13 protein-coding genes are annotated in these 18,856 nt (G+C 54.1%); 4 read left to right on the forward strand and 9 right to left on the reverse strand.

Features of this window, described 5'->3' with window-relative positions:
• The first annotated feature begins 30 nt into the window (after positions 1-30).
• From CYPRO_RS09520 to CYPRO_RS09530, 3 genes are all read left to right on the forward strand, one after another.
• Positions 31-1,821, forward strand: coding sequence for an SLC13 family permease (locus CYPRO_RS09520; protein WP_114984396.1), 1,791 nt, complete (start codon positions 31-33; stop codon positions 1,819-1,821).
• A 122-nt stretch (positions 1,822-1,943) separates the two neighbouring features.
• Positions 1,944-2,285, forward strand: a complete 342-nt coding sequence (locus CYPRO_RS09525; protein ID WP_114985759.1) for a rhodanese-like domain-containing protein — start codon at positions 1,944-1,946, stop codon at positions 2,283-2,285.
• A gap of 199 nt (positions 2,286-2,484) precedes the next feature.
• Positions 2,485-3,708 carry an FtsX-like permease family protein gene (locus CYPRO_RS09530; RefSeq protein WP_114984397.1) on the forward strand — a complete coding sequence of 408 codons (1,224 nt, stop codon included), beginning with the start codon at positions 2,485-2,487 and terminating at the stop codon, positions 3,706-3,708.
• Positions 3,709-3,795: 87 nt separating this feature from the next.
• On the opposite strand, the gene CYPRO_RS09535 is transcribed toward CYPRO_RS09530, so the two are convergent.
• Positions 3,796-4,671: a hydroxypyruvate isomerase family protein gene (locus CYPRO_RS09535; protein ID WP_114984398.1), complete on the reverse strand. Its 876-nt coding sequence runs from the start codon at positions 4,669-4,671 to the stop codon at positions 3,796-3,798.
• A gap of 11 nt (positions 4,672-4,682) precedes the next feature.
• Positions 4,683-5,387 (reverse strand): TetR/AcrR family transcriptional regulator, encoded by a 705-nt coding sequence (locus CYPRO_RS09540; RefSeq protein ID WP_164682675.1) that lies wholly within the window; start codon positions 5,385-5,387, stop codon positions 4,683-4,685.
• Between the two features lie 421 nt (positions 5,388-5,808).
• Here CYPRO_RS09540 and sucD point away from each other — a divergent pair, with 421 nt between their 5' ends.
• Positions 5,809-6,678 (forward strand): succinate--CoA ligase subunit alpha, encoded by an 870-nt coding sequence (gene sucD / locus CYPRO_RS09545; RefSeq protein ID WP_114984400.1) that lies wholly within the window; start codon positions 5,809-5,811, stop codon positions 6,676-6,678.
• Positions 6,679-6,851: 173 nt separating this feature from the next.
• Here sucD and CYPRO_RS09550 read toward each other — a convergent pair whose 3' ends face one another.
• From CYPRO_RS09550 to CYPRO_RS09595, 7 genes are all read right to left on the reverse strand, one after another.
• Complete coding sequence (locus CYPRO_RS09550; protein WP_124245583.1) at positions 6,852-7,835, reverse strand: transposase; 984 nt, start codon at positions 7,833-7,835, stop codon at positions 6,852-6,854.
• On the reverse strand, positions 7,832-8,224 hold the full coding sequence (locus tag CYPRO_RS09555) for a hypothetical protein (RefSeq protein ID WP_114984402.1): 393 nt from the start codon (positions 8,222-8,224) through the stop codon (positions 7,832-7,834). The genes CYPRO_RS09550 and CYPRO_RS09555 overlap by 4 nt, the downstream gene beginning before the upstream one ends.
• A gap of 56 nt (positions 8,225-8,280) precedes the next feature.
• On the reverse strand, positions 8,281-8,487 hold the full coding sequence (locus CYPRO_RS09560) for a hypothetical protein (protein ID WP_114982764.1): 207 nt from the start codon (positions 8,485-8,487) through the stop codon (positions 8,281-8,283).
• A gap of 2,636 nt (positions 8,488-11,123) precedes the next feature.
• Entirely contained in the window at positions 11,124-12,053 is a 930-nt protein-coding gene (locus CYPRO_RS09580) for a ferredoxin reductase domain-containing protein (protein WP_114984406.1), read from the reverse strand.
• A gap of 111 nt (positions 12,054-12,164) precedes the next feature.
• On the reverse strand, positions 12,165-15,575 hold the full coding sequence (mfd, locus tag CYPRO_RS09585; protein ID WP_114984407.1) for a transcription-repair coupling factor: 3,411 nt from the start codon (positions 15,573-15,575) through the stop codon (positions 12,165-12,167).
• 376 nt (positions 15,576-15,951) lie between these two features.
• Positions 15,952-16,143 carry a hypothetical protein gene (locus CYPRO_RS09590; protein ID WP_114984408.1) on the reverse strand — a complete coding sequence of 64 codons (192 nt, stop codon included), beginning with the start codon at positions 16,141-16,143 and terminating at the stop codon, positions 15,952-15,954.
• Between the two features lie 691 nt (positions 16,144-16,834).
• Entirely contained in the window at positions 16,835-18,712 is a 1,878-nt protein-coding gene (locus CYPRO_RS09595; RefSeq protein WP_114984409.1) for an FISUMP domain-containing protein, read from the reverse strand.
• Positions 18,713-18,856: the final 144 nt, after the last annotated feature.

Genomic DNA, 18,856 nt, shown 5'->3' on the forward strand with positions numbered 1-18,856 from the left:
TAACATCCTTCAATTTCCTGTAGCGTTCTTATGGATATCCAAATTATCATTGTGCTTGCGATCATGGCCATGACCATTTTTCTGCTTGTGTCAGAACTGGTCAGAATCGACATCACAGCCATCATTACCATGCTGGCCCTGTACTGGACCGGGGTTCTCACGAGTAGCGAAACGCTCTCGGGCTTTTCAAGTAATGCCGTAATCGCCATGATTGGCGTCATGATTCTCGGGGAAGGTCTTGCCAAAACCGGCATGATGACCCGCTTCTCCAAATGGCTGCTTTCCAGGGTTGGCAACAGCAAAGAGCGGGTGCTGGGTACGCTATCGCTTTCTGTGGGAACAATTTCCGGGGTGATTCAGAACATCGGGGCTGCCGCCCTGTTCCTGCCCAGCGCAATCGATATTGCCCGTCGACTGCGCATTTCGGCCTCTGAGCTTATCATGCCGCTCGGGTTCATGGCCATCATCGGGGGTTCGCTTACGATGGTGGGTTCTGGTCACCTCATCCTTACCAACGACCTCCTCAAAGCCGCTGAACTTGAAGAGTACGGCTTATTCGCGGTTACCGGTGTAGGGGTTGCCCTCATGGTTGCTGCCATCATCTTCTTCACTTTGTTTGGCAAATATTTTTTACCTCAGGGTACCGGCGGCAAGCTGGAAGCAACGGAACAGGAAAAGGTGATGGAAGCCTTCAACCTTCAAAAAGAAATTCTCGCCTTTCGGATTCCACAGGGCAGTTCGCTTGCCGGTAAATCGGTGGAAGCTTCCGGCGTTTGGTCCGATCACAGTGTCAATATTCTGGCGGCACAGGCCGGTAAGAATACGACCTATGCTCCCTGGCGGGAATCCAAACTGGAAGCTGGTATGACCCTCGCCCTGTACGGAGACAGCGATAAAATCGCGGCCTTTGCCCAAAACTGGCAGCTGGAAACCGCAAGCGCCGAAATCAGCTTCCCGGGCCTCGATGATCCGGATGAGTTTGGTTTTGTGGAAGTCATCGTGCCCCCTCGTTCTGAACTCGTTGGTCAGTCCCTGCGCAGCTTTGGCATGCGCAAGCGGTTCGGCGTGGAACCCGTTCTGCTGTTCAGTGACGGTAAGCGCGTTGAAGAAGACTTCTCCGACCGCGAAATCAAGGGCGGAGACACCTTCATCATTTTTGGATCCTGGCGCAACATCAAAGAAATTGAAATCAGTGACCCTTTCGTAGTCGCTACCGTTGTGGAAGCGGAAGTCAAAAACAGCGCCAAAACCCTGCATGCGGCCGGCAGCTTCGCACTTGCCATTGTGCTTGCGATGAGCGGTTTCTCCATTGCCATTTCCTTCTTCACCGGAGCCCTTGTGATGATTTTGCTGAAAGTGATGAGCATTCAGGAAGCCTATCGGGCGGTAGAATGGAAGGTCGTGTTCCTGCTCGTCGGACTGATTCCGCTGGGAATTGCCATGCAGAACAGTGGCACGGCACAGTTCCTGGCTGAAAGCGTGATGGGCCTGATTGGCGACAGTAGTACGCTTGTACTCCTGTTCACCGTCGCTATTCTTGCTACCGGCTTTTCACTGGTGATGTCCAACGTAGGCGCCGTTGTCGTACTGGCGCCACTTGTGGTAGGTATCGGACTCATAGCCGGTGTGGATCCCCGTCCGCTCGTTCTGCTTGCCGCCATAAATGCGGGCAACTCCTTCATCCTTCCCACCCATCAGGTTAACGCCCTGATGATGAGCGCGGGTGGGTACAAAACAAGTGATTACTTCCGCGCCGGTGGCGGTATGACCATCGTGTTCCTGCTCGTCTCGGTACTCTTTTTCTACTATTTCTTCTTCTAAACGCTTATTTTAAGGGTCTGATCGCTGAAATCTGATTCCGTCTGTAAACCTTAGCATGAGACCCTATGCAAACATTTTCAGTAACCGCAACCGCAGTATTCATCTTCATAATAATAGCAGCTATGTTTAATATTTTTTCCAGTTCCAACGGAATTGACATTTCATCCAAAGAATTCAAAGAAAAGCTCGAAAAGGACAGGGGCGTCGTCATTGATGTTCGTACCCGCGGCGAGTTCGAAGACGGACACCTCGCCATTACCGATCAGCAGCTCGACCTGACCAATGGTGAGTTCCAGCAAGCCGTCCCCAATCTTGACCCTGACAAGACCTACTACCTGTACTGCCGCTCCGGCAACCGCAGCGGACAGGCAGCCCGTATGATGAAACAGGCCGGGTTTGAAAACGTGTTCAACGTTGGCGGGTTCGATACCCTCGTAGCCCACGGTTTTGAAGCCAACGACTAAAGTCGGCAGCACAACAGCCCCTTATAAAGCCGTCCGATTTGCCGGGCGGCTTTTTTTATTTCCGGGCCGCAAAATGTCAGCAGCTTTGGTTAGTTTAACCTGCATTATTCACCAAGACATTTTCTTGCTGGCAAAGCGAAGCTAAAAACCCGCTCCGCTGCCTGAATGCTTAACCCGAATTTTCTGAACCGAATCCTGCATGTCATTTGAGTGGTTTGTCGCCCGCCGGTACTTTGAAAGCAGCCGCAAAGGCGCCTCGTTTTTGTCCTTCATCAAAATTATGGCCGTTTCCGGTGTTGCGGTAGGTGCTGCCGGACTGCTGATCGCACTGGCCGTTGTACATGGTTTCAAAAACACCATTCAGGAAAAAATTCTCGGTTTTGGCAACCATATCACCGTAAGCACCTTCAGCGGCAACCCGATTGTACAGGCAGATACCTTGCTGCAGTTTATCAGCGAACAGCCGGGCGTCGACGCAGCACAGCTCGCCATTACGGGGCAGGGCATGGTACAGGCGGGACCTTTTGTGGAAGGCAGCCTGATCAAAGGCGTAGATGAAGCCGGTGACCTTTCCGACCTGCGAAGCTACATTACCGAAGGCACCTTTGACCTTCGAATACAGGAAAGCGGTCGCCCGGGCCTCATTCTCGGACAGCGCCTGGCCCGAAGCATTGAAGCGAAACCGGGCAGCACCATCACCCTTTATACCCTGCGCAGCGGCGGCGGAGGCGAGCTGCCCGATATCATGCAGTTCACCCTCACCGGCATATACAACACCGGCATCGACATTTTTGATGACACCTTTGTGATGATCGGGTTCGATCACGCCGCACGCCTGCTCAGCATTCCGCCCGGCATGGCGCATCAAATCGACGTACGCGTAAGCGAGCTGGGCCTCATACGGCAGGTACACGCACAGCTTCAGGATCAAATGCGCTTCCCGATCTACAGTGAAAACATCTTCCAAACCTACAGCAGCCTTTTCGCATGGATTGATCTTCAGGAGCAAACCATCCCCTTCGTCATCAGCGTCATGATCATCGTAGCTGCCTTCAACCTCATCGGCGCCGTCCTGATGATGGTTCTCGAACGCACCCGCGATATCGGCATCCTGAAAACCATAGGTGCAAGTGATCGCAGCATCAAATTCATTTTCCTCTTGGAAGGCCTGCTCGTGGGGGCGGCAGGCCTCATCATCGGCATCGGCATCTCGCTGATTTTCTACTGGCTGCAGACAAGCTGGGGCATCATCCCCCTCTCTGAAGAAAACTACTTCATGACCACCGCGCCCGTAGATCCCAAACTGCTGGATTTCTTCCTGGTCGGCAGCATCACCATGCTGCTCTGCGCCCTCGCCTCCTGGATTCCCGCCCGAACCGCTGCCAAAACCGACCCCCTGCGCGTCATACAGTTTGGCCGGTAAGCTTTCCGCAAACAAATGCAGCTGCTTCGCAATAAAATGAGTCAGGTCTCCCCCTGCTTAAAGGCGAGTAGCTAAGCCTGAGCTAAACTACACGTCGCAAATGCGGAAAGCCTGTTTCAGGGCTTCGAGTCGTTCGGCGTCGGTTGCAGCGGTTGGGATGAATTCCTGTGCGACATAGCCTTCGAAGCCGGTTTCCGTGATGGCACGCATAATGGCGGGGTAAAACAACTCCTGCGTGTCGCCGATTTCGTTGCGGCCCGGTACGCCCGCCGTATGGTAATGTCCAAACCACGCATGGTGATCCCGAATGGTCCGGATGATATCACCCTCGCTGATCTGCATGTGGTAGATGTCGTACAGAAGCTTAAAGTTGGGTGACCCCAGTCGCTCGCAGAGCGCTAAACCCCAGGGCGTGTTGTCGCACATATAGTCGGGGTGATCTATTTTGCTGTTAAACAGCTCCATCTGTATCACAACGCCCCGCTCTTGTGCATGCGGCAGAATCTGCCGGAGTCCGCTTACGCAGTTTTCGAGCCCGGTCTCATCGTCCATGCCGTTGCGGTTACCGCTGAAACAAATCAGGTTGGTGTAGCCTGCTTCGGCAACGAGATCGATGGCTTCAAGGTAACGGCTGATCAGGGTTTCGTGATAGACCGGATTGTTCCAGCCCTGTTCAAGCGAAATTTCAGCACCGTTGCACATTGAACAGTGAATGCCGTACTCCTTCAGAACGGGCCAGTCCTGCGGACCTACCAAATCGATAGCCGGAATCTGTTGGTGCTGAAGCCAGGCACAGAGTTCAGGCAGTGGCATGCGTCCGAAAGTCCAGCGACAGACCGAGTGCCGGATGTTGCCCTTCCACTGTGGCAAAGCTGCCGCTGATACTGCGCTGTAGAAGCCTGACTGTGCAAGACTTCCTAAAGCGCCCGCAGAAATCAGTTTGAGAAGTTCACGTCGGTTCATGCCCCTCACCTTTACGTTTGAAGATTCTTTGTTGCTGCCCCGTCTCTGCAGTCCTGATCAATAATGAGAAAGCGCCTGCACAGCTGTTTCATTTCCTCCTTCACCTTTTGTTTGAACTCGACGGGATACAGTCGCCCGCGGACCGGCGATATGCCAAGCCGGAGATGTACCACATTGCTTTCAACAATCATCGCATTCACCGGCGCAATCAGGATGGTAATTGCAAGCTGCGGATCAACGCGGTGGAAAAGCCCCGCTTCAATGCCGTCTTCAATAACCTTAAGAACAATGTTCCGGATTTTATTGAACTCATTCACCAGTTTGGTGATGTCATCCGGATTTTGGGATACCGAAACATGCCGGTACACAATGCGCGCATGATTCGGATTTTCGAAAATATATTCCACATAGGCCTCCATCCACCTGATCATACGATCAACCGGATCAGCCGTCTCCCGCTCAATCTGATCAAACACGCTACCCAGATTTTCAGAAAACCGCTCAATGACCGCATGCAGAAGCTGTTCCTTTCCGCCGAAATAATAGGACAGCATGGCGATATTTACCTTCGCCTTTTTAGCGATGGCTCGGGTTGTGGTGCCGTTATAGCCCGATTCGGCAAAAAGCTTCTCAGCTGCATTCAGGATTTTCTCCTGTTTCGACAGCTCCGGCTTTGCTACCCCCATAGCACACTCCCGCTGATCATACCATAACATTCCGGATTTCGGCATTTCGGATTCATGAACGATGAAATTTTGGGTAAATAAAAAGAAAAAGCATACAACAGCCTGCGGAAAACTCCTGATCAGTTCTTTACTAACATAAATCGAAAATACAAGAAAATAGCTTGGATTGCACAGTTGCTTATTACCTGGCTAAGAAGCGGTAGGCTGCCACATACTCAAAATTATTTTCCTGCATTAAGACAGCCGAAAGGCCAATTCGCAAAATTATCTGCATGAATACAATAAGTCCATGTTAACCCTCTCAGTCCCTTGCGGCTAAACATAACCAAACAGCCACAACCGGCTGTACCTATCTGCGTGAAAAAGCGCTTTACAAGTTGTCTATTCCTTAGGTTGACCGTATATTCGAATGCCAAATTAACTGAAATATGTATTAAAATCAGTCACGCGAATGAGCGTATTAGTCGGAAAAAACACAAGATTAGTTGTACAGGGGTTTACCGGTAAAGAAGGTACCTTCCACGCAGAGCAAATGATTGCGTACGGTACCAACGTAATCGGCGGGGTAACGCCCGGTAAGGGTGGTGAAAAACATCTCGAACGTCCCGTATTCAACACGGTTGCCGATGCTGTTTCCCATGAAGGCGCCAACACCTCTGTTATTTTTGTTCCGCCTGCCTTTGCGGGCGACGCTATTATTGAAGCTGCCCTTGCGGGTGTAAAAGTTATTATTTGTATTACTGAAGGTATTCCTGTCAAAGATATGATTGCCGCTAAAGCGGTTGTCGACCGCTGCGGTGCGACCCTTGTTGGCCCGAACTGCCCCGGCGTCATCACGCCCGGTGAAGCCAAAATCGGAATTATGCCCGGCATGATTTTCTCCCCCGGCTCCATTGGCGTCATCTCCCGATCAGGAACGCTGACCTACGAAGCGGTCGATCAGCTCACCAAAGTTGGTCTCGGACAGTCAACCGCAATCGGCATTGGCGGAGACCCTGTTATCGGAACCAAGCACAAAGACGCCGTGAAACTCTTCAACGAAGACCCCGATACTGAAGCCATTATCCTGATTGGTGAAATTGGCGGAACCGACGAAGAAGACGCTGCCGCCTACATAAAGGAGCACGTCAGCAAACCTGTGGTAGCCTTCATCGCAGGCCGTACGGCACCTCCGGGCCGCCGCATGGGACACGCCGGCGCCATCGTTTCCGGCGGAAAAGGAACCGCACAGGAAAAAATGGCTGCCCTCTCCGCTGCCGGTATCACCGTATGTGAAAGCCCGGCCGTAATTGGCGAAACCATGCAATCATTGCTCAAATAAAGCAAAACCAGGTTTTACAACCCTAAAGCCCCGCCGAGACCAAACCCTCAGCGGGGCTTTTTTAGTACCCACTTTATGCCCCAAACCAAGCGTCCGTTTCATGCCGGACGCTTTTTTATTTTTGGGGAAAACTCCGTGAACATCAGGGGCTCTGTCATAGATCTGGAGTTTGGCTAAGTTCTGATGCTAATCATGGCCGATAAAGCCGGGTTTAGCAGTTTTAGGTGGTTCTGCTTTCGGTACCTTTTGTTCATGAAGCCGTCAAAACTCACCCCTATGGCTTTGCTGTAGTATTCCGCCCTGAAGCGGTTACAAATGTCTCCTGTCGTCCACCTGCTGTTTTCTTTCTCGGGGTACCACTTGGCACGTTGCAGCATTTGGACCGGTGGATCATTCTGCCTGCTGCAGTGTTCAGCGGCAAGCAGTAACAGACTGTACACCGCTGTAACAAACTTAGGTACACCTTCGGCGGAGTGCTGGTTGCGCACCTGTGCCTGCCCGCAGCCCATCAGGGTTTTCTGCTCTCGAAAGTTGACTTCAATCTCCCAGCGCCAAACATAAGCCTGAAGCAGGGTTTGCAGCGGTAACTTCAGGTCATTGGTTATCAGAAAGGCGGGTTTACGGTACAACAGGTTCGCCCCTTTAGCCAAGCGGTACCCAAGAGGACTGATAATAATAAGCTTGAGTAGCTGGTGCCCGCCCGCAGGCTTCCACTTAACGTTTTCTACTACCTTTAATTTAAACTCGTGCTCCTTGCCTGCCGCGAAAGCTTTGACCTTCTGCCAGCTTACCTGATCACTGGTACGAATCTGGTCCGGAGTTAACTTAGGCTCCCCGTACAAGCGCCGCCGCCCTGTGTCAGGCTGGTCAGCAGGTGGATCATAGATTTTAGCGTCTTTGCGGACCCTGCCGATGAAGGTTGTATGCGCCGGCAAGTTTTGGATTACTTCGCGATTGGTATACCCCCCATCAAAACTTACAAGCAGGTGACGTGAGGCTGATCCCAACTCGTTGAGGCGCTGGCGCAATGAACCCACCAGCTTTGCGCCAACACAGCTTATCCTGCTTTTCTTTTTAGCTTCTTTGTAAGCGTCCTTTTGCAGCTGATCCGCATTACGGCCGGGTTTAACCGGCATGGGCGCATGGACAAAACTCACCGGTATACTCCGTGCCTGACAAAGCTGCGAAGAGGCCGGGCAGGCGATACTGGCCTGTACAAAGCGCTGTGCCCAGATAAAATTGGTGTGGAAAGCGGGTCCAAGCGGGTCTCGCTGCCATTTCGCACCATGTACTTTGCGTCCTGTTTTTTCAGCAGGGTATCGTCGATATGGGCAATGACCGGAGCGTTGTCAGGCGCCAGGCTGACCCCGTGGCGCAGGCTGACATCCAGCAGGTCCTGCGGGTCAAAGCGCTGCTTGCTGAACATCCGGTAAGCGGCCGTCCAGTCACAGAACTGGTTGCCGCTACCGCTCAGCATGCCTGTGAGCGTGCGCTTACCGCCACAATTAACCAGACCGTAGGCAAGATCGTGTACCAGTCTTTGCATTTTGGGCGTCAGTTTACTGTGAGTGGATTCGTGGAGCAGGCTGTCAAACTGGCTTGTCAGCGCGTTTGAGGCAGTTTTTTTTTAAGGCTGCTGACGAGTTTGGCGTCGCGCTTAAGAACCATATGCTGCTGGTCATCGATGATCCATTCGATGGTTTCGCCTTTTTGGAATTCCATAGCTTCAGCCACGGCGGCAGGCATATTGACATACCACTGCTGGCTGGCTTTGCGGTCGATGCGTTGAATTTTGGTAGGATAGCCCATATGCGGTAGGATTTAAGAATAATCTAGTGATATAACTAGACAATAACATCCTAAAAAATCCGGTCATATGCATCATAGACCGGGATTTTTTTACGAAAAACTCAAAAATACAAGCAAAAGCCAAACTCCAGATAGATTGAAAAACCCCAAAACGAAGACAAATGCGTTGCTTTTTTTTTACATTGACAACAAAACTGGAAGTCCAAACCAGCACACGGTTTTTTGAACAGGATTTGTAAGATTTTCAGGATAGACAGGATGGGATAGAACCGGCTTCAAAAGCCAACCAAGCCCTGAAAGGGCGGCATAACATCGGGAGTAAATTTCGACCGACATGTTCGAACCCCGCAGGTCCACTGCGGATACAGCCGGTAATATGCCCCTGAAATCGTACCCGCCTCGCTCCTTCCTTTCACAGCAAACAGCTTTCACTGAAATTCATAGCCTTCGAATACATTTCCACACCCCGGCCCGCAACCATCGGGACATTGGCATGCATGCGATGTTGTTCAAACCGCAATTACCCTACCAACATCTCATTGGGGCCACCCCTCTTGAGAGGGGAATTGATAAGCACCGATTTAATAATGACATCGTGGCTCTATTTACACAGTTTTTTGACTTGGAAATCCTGAAAAGCCACGAAGCCAAACTCCCCTCTGCGAGAGGGGTGCCCCCTGGAAAGACGTGATCAGCGGCAAGAGACCAGAAACAGCCACAAATTATAAAACAACCCCGATGGTGTCGGGGCGGGGTGTGACAGCCCGGATATCGGAGCTGGCCTCCTTACGCCACGGAATAAAAACGAACGCGCGGATCTTAGCAAATAATACTATCTATACCCTGAGCGCAGCCCTGAAAGGGCGATATACCAAAGCCCGGGGTGCCAACTTCGGGAACAGGGCCCACCAAGATAAGAGCTCTGAAGGGGCAGCATATCATCGAAAGTAAATATCGCCCACCATATTCGAACCCAGCACAAGCATTGCGGATACAGCCAAAAGTTAATCTCCGGAGTCGCACCTATCTCATTTCTTCCTTTCACAGCAAACAGCTTGCACTGAAATTCATAGCCTTCGACCACATCTCCACACCCCGGCCCGCAACCATCGGGACATTGGAATGCATGCGATGTTGTTCAAACCGCAGTTACCCCACCAACATCTCATTGGGGCCACCCCTCTCAAGAGGGGAATTGATAAGTGCCGATTTAATAATAACATCGTGCTCATATCTGCATTGTTATTTCGGCTTTTAAATCCTGAAAAGCCACGAAGCCAAACTCCCCTCTGTGAGAGGGGTGCCCCCTGGAAAAACCTGATCATCGGCAAAAGACCGGTAACAGCCACAACTGATAAAACGACCCCGATGGGTGGTATTTGCTATAATCATTTCACCTTTCAGGGTTGATGGCATTTTGCTGGGCACTATCACTACCTTTGCTGGACCCTATATCAGATTTACTCCAATAGCGTCAACTTTAAGGTCTCCGTTGGCTGATTTTCCCGGTAGCTCACCAGCGGCGGAGCAGTCCGTGCGACTTGGACCTGTGACCGGGACAGCTTGCCGGGCGTATATGAATGAAGGAGATCTCTCACATGAATCATCGATGGCCTGCCAGGGCAGGTCGGTTTGTTGGGGTTTTAATGCCGGCTTTGGCATGTCCCGCTGTTCGAGAGTGCACGTTTTTCGTTTTTGATTTCGAAACATAGTAGAGACGCAAGATCTTGCGTCTCTACCGGAGCGGCACCTTTGTAGCACGAAAATATCGCACGCCAAACCCACGAGGCCGTCATCCCTGAAATGCTGCGGTACGGGGCTACATAATCTGCACGAAACTTCACGCAGCATTATCAGGGATCTACCAAGCGGGACCCGCCGCGATGTAATAGCGGGTTTGGGAAGCCCGCTATTACATGTGTGCATTCGGTTGTGCAGGCCTGCAACGGGCATGGTCGCAGACCGAAGCTGGTAGATCCCGGATAACGCCGTTGAGCTATAGCTTTGTTAATAATACACCTAAGCGGGCGTTTCCAGGATGACGCCGTGAGGGGGGCTCCGGGACATATACACTGCACGGATTAACAGAGCGTCCGAACCAGCCTCCCAAACCCCATCACCAGATCCTTCGACTCCGCCTCCGCTGCGTTCCGGCTCCGCTCAGGATGACAGGGGCATTTCTCAAACCTCCCGGCGCGGCTTGCCGCGCCGTTTGACGCGCCGCGAAGCTGTCATCCTGAGCGGAGCGCAGCGGAGTCGAAGGATCTCGTGGTGAAGGGCTGCGTAGCGTTGATTTGTATCGGGGTGCGACAACCGCAGGAGATCTCTCACATGGGGGTTCGATGGGCAGCCGGGTCAGGTTGGATTGCCGGAGCTTTGGTTGCAGCGCTGCCATATCCCGCTGTTCGAGATGACTTGTTTTTTGTTTTTATGAGATGCCGGACGCAAGTTCGAGAGTTGTGGTCTGCGGTCCGCGGTCTACAGTCCGCCGTCCCCTGAAAAAAAAGCAACGCCTTCATCTTCGATTTGGGGTTTGCCAATCTATCACAGTGCCCCTGATGCTCTCTGAGTTTTCCCCAAAAAATAAAAAAAGCTGTCTGCGGCTGTATGTTTGTTGTTGGTTGAGGATGCGGGGGTCAGTAGACTTCGAGGAACATGCGGTCACCGGGTTTGACGGATTTTTTGAGGTCTTCGTCGGGGAGTTGGGTGAGGGCGGCGGGGTTTTTGATGCGGAGGTAGTCGGTGTGGTTTTGGTGGATGAGGCCTTTGATGATGCCGGTTTCCATGCCTTTGAGGCCGCAGATGTAGATCAGGGTGTTGTCCTGACGGAGCATGGGGTCGAGGAGGTCGGCCCGGTCGATGAGCTGGCACTGTACGTAGGGGCGCGAGCCGTCGGGGCGCGGGTCTTCGCGGGAGATGGTCGGGAGGTAGTGGAAGCCGGCGTTTTCGGCGGCGAGTTCGAGGAAGTAGCGCTCGTAGAGCAAATCGGTGCGGTAGGGGCTTCCGAAGATGAGAGCGATGTTGCCTTTGAAGCCCGCCTGCATGAGGTCCATGATCATGCCGCGGAAGGGCGCGATGCCGGTTCCGGTGGCGAAGAAGACGTAGTTGAAGTCGTGCAGGTTTTCGGGCAGGAGGAAGCGTTTGCCGCTGGGGCCTGCGACTTTGACGGTGTCGCCCGGACGCAGGCTACTGAGGTAGTTCGAGCACAGACCTGTGAAAAGCTGTTGCGTGTTCCAGTGCTCGGCGATGACGCGCTTTACAGTCGTGGAATGGTGCCGGCCCGCGCCGTCTTCCCCTGTGCTTGGCGAGCTGATGGAGTACAGCCGCATGGCGTTGGGCTTGCCTTTTTCGTCCGTGCCCGGCGGCAGCACGCCGATGCTCTGACCCGCGCGGAATCTGCCTTCGAGGGGCGTGCCGGTAAGATCGAAGGTTATGTGCCGGATGATGTTCGGACTCGCGCCGCTTGTCGCAATACGCGACGCCAGAATGGGGACTTCTACCGCGTTGTTTTTGTTGCAGATATTGAGATCAACTTGCGGTATGGTGATGCGCGTAAGGGTTGGCATAGCTATCGGATCGGGTTGGGTGTGCTATTTTAAAGTGGGTGCTGTTTTGTTCAGGAAGATAAGATTTACCGCAACGAACGGCTATTATTTCCGCTTCATTCCGCGCAGCGGCTACATGCCGGGTACGGTTTCCGCGGTTCGCTGACCCGCAGCGAATTCGGTGTTGAGCGCCTTCAGGAGGCTGATGCAGGCGGCCATATCGGGCACTTCCTGCACTACGATGCGGATGGCCTGATCTTTTTGGGCGAGACTGACCTTCCGGTCGTTTTCCTGCAGCCAGCCGATCATGTTTTGCAGGCGGCCACCGGCGTAGAAGTGCTGTCCCGCACGGCTTTCGGCGGAGGGGCACAGCAGCCAAACGCGGCCCGCCCGGACGGTGACCTTGATAAACAGCAGTTGCGCGGCCAGCAGTTTGATGCGCGCAGCCTGAATCAGGCAGCTTGTTTCTTCGGGGATCTTCCCGAAGCGGTCCTGCACCTCATCGGACCAGCTGTCGATTTCTTCCGGCTGATTGACGCTTGCAAGCCTGCGGTACAGGTTGAGGCGCTCCACGTTGTCGCGCACGTACCACTGCGGCAGCAGCGCGGCTTCATCGAATTCGACCGTCGTTTCGGGATACTCAATATCCGGATCGGTTTCGCCAAAGAGTTCGGAAAACTCGCTTTCTTTGAGCTCGCGCACGGCCTCGTTCAGGATTTTGGTGTAGAGGTCGAAGCCGACATCCGAGATGAAGCCGCTTTGTTCGCCCCCGAGAATATCGCCTGCCCCGCGGATATCGAGGTCGCGCATGGCGATGTTGAAGCCGGACCCGAGATCGGAGTATTCGACCAGCGCCAAAAGCCGCTTCCGGCTGTCTTCGGGCAGCGCCTGAAACGGGGGCGAAATGAGATAGCAGAAGGCTTTCCGGTTGGAGCGCCCGACGCGCCCCCGAAGCTGATGCAGCTCGCTGAGGCCAAATTTATCGGCATGATTGATGATGATGGTGTTGGCGTTCGCGATGTCGATGCCGCTCTCCACGATGTTGGTCGAAACGAGCACGTCGAATTTGTGCGCATAAAAATCGAGGATGATGCGCTCAAGCTCGCTGCCCTTCATCTGCCCGTGCGCAAACCGTACCTTTACATTAGGCACGAGGTCTTTCACCAGGCCGGTCATTTCTTCGATGTTGTGCACGCGGTTGTGGATGAAGAACACCTGTCCGCCCCGGCTGACTTCCTGCACGATGGCGTCCCGCAGCCGTTCGCCTTCAAAGCCGATGAGCTCGGTCTGTACCGGCTGACGGTTCGGTGGGGGCGTTGTGATCACGCTGAGGTCGCGCGCGCCCATGAGCGAGTACTGCAGGGTGCGCGGGATGGGCGTTGCGGTAAGCGTGAGGGTATCGACCGAAGCGCGGAACCGCTTGATTTTCTCCTTGGTCGCAACCCCGAACCGCTGTTCTTCATCAATAATGAGCAGGCCGAGATTTTTGAATTCCACATCCTTCGAAGTGATGCGGTGTGTGCCGATGAGGATGTCTATCTCGCCGGTTTTCAGTTTTTCGATGGTATCTTTTTGCTCGGCTTTGGTGCGAAAGCGGGAAAGCAGGCCGACATTTACCGGGAAGGGTTCAAGCCGGCTTTTGAATGTTTTGAAGTGCTGATCGGCGAGGATGGTCGTCGGCACAAGCAGGGCGACTTGTTTGCCGTCCAGCGCGGCTTTGAACGCGGCACGCACAGCGACCTCGGTTTTGCCGAATCCCACATCCCCGCATATAAGGCGGTCCATGGGCATTTCGCGCTGCATGTCGGCTTTCACATCCTCGATGGCCTTGAGCTGATCGGGGGTTTCCTCAAAAATGAAGGCGGCTTCCATCTCGGTCTGCATGTAGCTGTCCGGCGGGAAGGCATGCGCTTTCTGCGCCTTTCGCTTGGCGTAAAGCTGAATGAGCTCACGGGCGATGTCCTTGACTTTGCGCTTTGCACTCGCCTTTTTGCGCGCCCATTCGCCGCTGCCGAGCTTGGTAATTCGCGGCTGATGCCCGTCCTTGCCCGAATATTTCTGGATTTTGTACAGGCTCGAAACATTGACGTACAGCACGCTGTCTTCCTGATACTTCAGGACGACGACTTCCTGCACGGTGTCCTTCACCTTGATTTTCTGAAAGCCCGCAAAGCGCCCGATGCCGTAATCCACATGCACGACATAATCGCCGATGTTGAGGTCCTTCAGTTCCTTGAAGGAAATCCCCCCGCCCGGCTGACGCCGCTTGGTCGCAGGCCGGTGATAGCGGTTGAAGATCTGATGATCGGTGTAGAGCGCAAGGCCGTGATCCTGCAGGATGAAGCCTTCATGCAGGGTTTCGAGGCTGAGTTCGTAGTTCAGGCTTTCGTCCGGCTCGCCCAGCAGCTCCGCAAGTCGCTCCTGCTGACCTTTGTTCCCGCACAGGATGAAGGTCCGCGTGCCCGCCGCGCTCAGCTCCCGCAGGCTTTGTTCGAGCAGCTTCACCGAGCCGTTAAACACCGGCTGCATTTTGCCGCCGAGCGCGTGACGAAATCCGGCTTTGATGTTTTTTTCATCCGGAAATACATCCCCAAAAAACACCCGACCGTAGCCGCTGAGCCGCTTGAGCAGTTCTTCCGCGCTCAGGAACAGCTCGCCGGGCGCAGGCGGGGCTGTGAGATCTTCTTCGCCTTTTTTGCGCTGTTTATCAAGCTGTGTGAGGACGGCTTCATAAATTTCGGTCGCTTTCTGAAGCTGATCCCCGGCACCGGCTTCGCAGAGCGGGGCATTGAAGAGTACGTAGAGGGTGTCCTCGGGGAAATAGTTCAGCAGCGTTTCCCGCTGCGTGCTGCGGAAAGCCGAGGTGTTCGGCACAATGCGCGAACTGTTGAGGAAGCCGACCGAGCGCTGCGAATCCGCGTCGAATTGCCGGATGGAATCGATTTCATCCCCGAAAAACTCGAGGCGAACGGGGTAATCGCCGGTGTAGGGGAAGATGTCGAAAATGCCGCCGCGCACCGCCATCTCGCCGGGTTTCTCCACGAAATTGACCTCGGTAAACCCGCTGTCAATGAGCTGTTCGCGCAGGCTTTCCATGTCGATTTCAGTACCCTTGCTCAGGGATATGGCCGCCCCGGAAAAGGCCTGGGGCGAAATAACCTTCTCACACAGCGCCGCCGCCGAAGCGACAAGGATGTTCTCGTCGTTTTGGATGACGGCATCGAGCACCTCCGCCCGCTGCACGAGCGTAGCCGAATCCTGAATGCTGACATCCTGATAGGGCTTGTTGTGCGAATCGGGGAAAAAGTGCAGGTTGCGCACCCCGAGCACGGCAAGATCGCCGGCGAAGTACTGCGCACGCTCCTCATCCGGGAAGATGAAAACCGCGTGCTTTACGCTCTCGGCAAGCTCCGCCCCCAAAAACGAGGACAGCGAGCCGGCATACCCCTCAAGATGAACCGCCTGTTTTTGGGCGTAAGCTTTCAGAATGTCATTGACCGGCAACAGCTGCCGGAGCTGTCTGCGAATATGGCTGATGGCCATGGGCGAAAGGAAAGTTTATTAGGGTTGGTGAAGGTGACGCAATTTTTCAGATCACGCAAAATGCCAAAAGCCGGACCTCCGAAAAATCGGAAGCCGGCTACGGGGGCTAAAACTACGGAAGTTTGGAAAACGTTGCGTTGGGGAATGAGGTGGTTTGAGATGACTTGCAGCTTTAGCTTTTTATGATAACCAAGTGCGTCATCTCGAACCGCGGGAAATAGCACCGAGCCTGCCGAAGCCTCAAAAAGCAGATCAACCCGGAAGCTATTCGAAGCATCATGTGAGAGATCTCCTACCTTCGATCTGCACAGGCGCTCGGGATTAAGGCAGTGTTCGGGAACCAACTTTCCAGGCGTACTCCGGCTTGGGAGATCCCTCACATGAGGCCGTAAACAATTCCTTGCTTGGCCTGTTTGCCGGGCGCTGATTCCGCTGCTGCCAAATGAGAAGCGTTCGGGATGACGCGCGGGGAGAGATGATTGGCAGGGCTCCGCTGCGCTTCGCTCAGGAGGACAGGATCGCATCGCGTGAAACGGCGCGGCTCGCCGCGCCGGGGTTTGTGGACCATGCCCCTGTCATCCTGAGCGGAGCCGGAGCGCAGCGCAGGCGGAGTCGAAGGATCTCGTATTCCCGCTTGGGAGATCCCTCACATGAGGCCGTTAGCAATTCCTTGCTTGACCTGTTTGCCGGGCGCTGATTCCGCTGCTGCCAAATGAGAAGCGTTCGGGATGACGCGCGGGGAGGGATTGGGTTATTGGGACGATGCAGGAATTAGAATCTTGATTCCACCACCATCCAACCCACCCCGTCATCTCGAACAGCCGGAAAGAGCACGGAGCCTGCCGAAGCCTCAATTGGCAGATTAACCCGGATACTATTCGAAGCATCATGTGAGAGATCTCCTACCTTCGATCTGCACAGGCGCTCGGGATTAAGGCAGTGTTCGGGAACCAACCTTCCAAGCGTATTCCGGCTTGGGAGATCCCTCACATGAGGCCGTAAACAATTCCTTGCTTGGCCTGCTTACCGGGCGCTGATTCCGCTGCTGCCAAATGAGAAGCGTTCGGGATGACGCGCGGGGAGGGATGATTGGCAGGGCGCAGCGCAGGCGGAGTCGAAGGATCTCGTATTCCGGCTTGGGAGGCTGTTACAAGTTCGCAATTGGACTGCCCTACAGTTACTTTTTACAAGTTGGCCCGAAAAAAAATCGCGACCGCGCTTCGCGCGGTTTGGTGTAAAGGGTCAAAGGGTCAAAGGGTCTAATCCCCGACACAACGGACAGAGAAGCCATACCCCTTGTTGCCATTGCCACGGCTCACCGAAGCATCACCATGGTCAAGAACGCGTAACCAGGCATAATCTGTACTGTCCTCGGAAGAACTCCACCAGAGGCCGTTAGAACCCAGGTTGGAGAAGGACCTAATGTTGTCGCTACGCCAACCGCCCGGGAGAGCTGAAAAGGCGCTTTCGTTTGTGGCACCCGTATTCGGGCTGCGCCAATGTTGGGTACCGGTGGATTTCAGCTTGCCGCCGGCTATATTACGGCCTCCCAAATTATCCTCAAGAATCGTCCAGTCCCGGTCGCTCGGTACCCGCCAGCCTTCAGGGCACAACCCCCTGCGGTCATTCACAGCATGCCAGTTGTACAGCTTGCCGTAGGTACGGCCATTTGATCTTCTATTCCTGTAATACGCCCACGCACCGCTGTTCAGGCGTGTCCAATCTGTATTGCCTCTCACGTTCGGGATCGCGCTGCCATCCCGATACCGGCTTGTGTTCAGGTTTTCGGCCATCCAGCACTGATCCCCAATACTAACCGTTCTGTAGGTGTTCCCGTCTATGTCGGTAATGGTTGTCGATCTGCAAGCGCCAATAAAGCCCTCTTCCATCAGTATGCTAACCCGCAGGGTTTCATCCAACACAATCACTATCTGCTGCTCTTCCGGCAAATGGCCTTCCGCCGTGGCGCGGAGGGTGTAGGGTCCAGCTTTCACATTGCGGAGAAGGCTTAGCCCGTTCCATTCATTTACCGTGCGACCTGTAGCATCAATCAGCTCCACACGGGCATCGCCCGGGGTAACATTAAACTGAAGGCTTCCGGTATGCGCCTGCAGGGTGATGTCCCGGCTGAGGCGTTCATTCAGGGCTATATCAATGGTTTCGGAAAGCGGCTCATAATGCTCTTTTTCGATTTCGAGGCGGTACCGACCGGGCGCAAGTTCGAGCAGGCGTTGGCCTGCGACTTCCTCCCGGTTGATTAAAACGGTTGCGTCGGCGGGGGTTACGGTCAGGGCAAGCTCCCCGATATTGCGGGTGAGGTTGACGGTAAATTCGTTGTCGCCCTCCTCCGACACGACAATGGTTCTGCTCTGACTCACAAAACCGGTCTGCGTGAGTTGCAGTGCATAGCTGCCGGGATACAGAAACAAGCCGCGCGTGCCGGAGCGGTCAATCTCCCCCCTTTCCGTGCCGTCAATCACGACCCGGGCGCCTTCCACATTCGAACGGATGCGCACGGGTACGATGTCGATTTCATCGAGGCGGTAATTGAACTGAATGTTGCGCTCGCTTACCTCCACGAAGTCGGAGATGGCGCGGTAGCCTTCGCGCTCGATTTGGACTTCGCGGGTACCGGCGGGCAGGGCGACGGTCTCGCCGGAGCGGATGAGTTCGCCGTCAACGGCGATTCGCGCATCGGCGGGGGTTACGTTGAAGATGACCGAAATCAGGTTTTCACTCCGGCTTTGCGGCTTGGCGGTGAATTCGACGACCTGCCGGGCCTGAAGCGGTCCCGTGCCAATACGCGTTTGCATGAAGCCGGGCGCCTCAAAGGTCAGAATTTGCGGCCTCGGCTCGATAATCACCCGGTACACCCCGATGGCCGGCTCTGACAGGTCGGCGACAATCCCGAGTGTTGAGTTGATGCGCAGGTTCGGCACGCTGCTCTCCACAATCACCGCGGCATACCGCGTGTAATCCTGAAACACCGCAACGCGGTTCGAAGCGATGCGCTCAACATCGAGGCGGCGGAGGTCTTGGGCGTGGGAGAGCTGAGGCGTGATAGACTCGGCTATGAGAAGGCTGAAAAATAAAAGTAGGGCTACGGTGCAGGAGACAGCGGAAGGCGTTGACTTCATCAGAATGAAAATTATTGAGGCGGGAGGCTGATAGACTTGTAAAAGTTGCGGGATATTCGATAAAATACAAATTATCCAACTCTGATATTGGGAATAACTGCCTTACGGAGTGCTGTTTATTGCGATTTTAGTACAAGATATTTA

It is taken from the genome of Cyclonatronum proteinivorum (assembly GCF_003353065.1).
GTDB lineage: Bacteria > Bacteroidota > Rhodothermia > Balneolales > Cyclonatronaceae > Cyclonatronum > Cyclonatronum proteinivorum.

What these genes read in the sequence shown, in the direction of transcription:
- CYPRO_RS09520 (WP_114984396.1), top strand. Translation starts at nt 31, where the DNA reads ATGGATATCCAAATTATCATTGTGCTTGCGATCATGGCCATGACCATT.
- CYPRO_RS09525 (WP_114985759.1), top strand. Translation starts at nt 1,944, where the DNA reads ATGTTTAATATTTTTTCCAGTTCCAACGGAATTGACATTTCATCCAAA.
- CYPRO_RS09530 (WP_114984397.1), top strand. Translation starts at nt 2,485, where the DNA reads ATGTCATTTGAGTGGTTTGTCGCCCGCCGGTACTTTGAAAGCAGCCGC.
- CYPRO_RS09535 (WP_114984398.1), bottom strand. Translation starts at nt 4,671, where the DNA reads ATGAACCGACGTGAACTTCTCAAACTGATTTCTGCGGGCGCTTTAGGA.
- CYPRO_RS09540 (WP_164682675.1), bottom strand. Translation starts at nt 5,387, where the DNA reads ATGTTATGGTATGATCAGCGGGAGTGTGCTATGGGGGTAGCAAAGCCG.
- sucD (WP_114984400.1), top strand. Translation starts at nt 5,809, where the DNA reads ATGAGCGTATTAGTCGGAAAAAACACAAGATTAGTTGTACAGGGGTTT.
- CYPRO_RS09555 (WP_114984402.1), bottom strand. Translation starts at nt 8,224, where the DNA reads ATGCAAAGACTGGTACACGATCTTGCCTACGGTCTGGTTAATTGTGGC.
- CYPRO_RS09560 (WP_114982764.1), bottom strand. Translation starts at nt 8,487, where the DNA reads ATGGGCTATCCTACCAAAATTCAACGCATCGACCGCAAAGCCAGCCAG.
- CYPRO_RS09580 (WP_114984406.1), bottom strand. Translation starts at nt 12,053, where the DNA reads ATGCCAACCCTTACGCGCATCACCATACCGCAAGTTGATCTCAATATC.
- mfd (WP_114984407.1), bottom strand. Translation starts at nt 15,575, where the DNA reads ATGGCCATCAGCCATATTCGCAGACAGCTCCGGCAGCTGTTGCCGGTC.
- CYPRO_RS09590 (WP_114984408.1), bottom strand. Translation starts at nt 16,143, where the DNA reads ATGGTCCACAAACCCCGGCGCGGCGAGCCGCGCCGTTTCACGCGATGC.
- CYPRO_RS09595 (WP_114984409.1), bottom strand. Translation starts at nt 18,712, where the DNA reads ATGAAGTCAACGCCTTCCGCTGTCTCCTGCACCGTAGCCCTACTTTTA.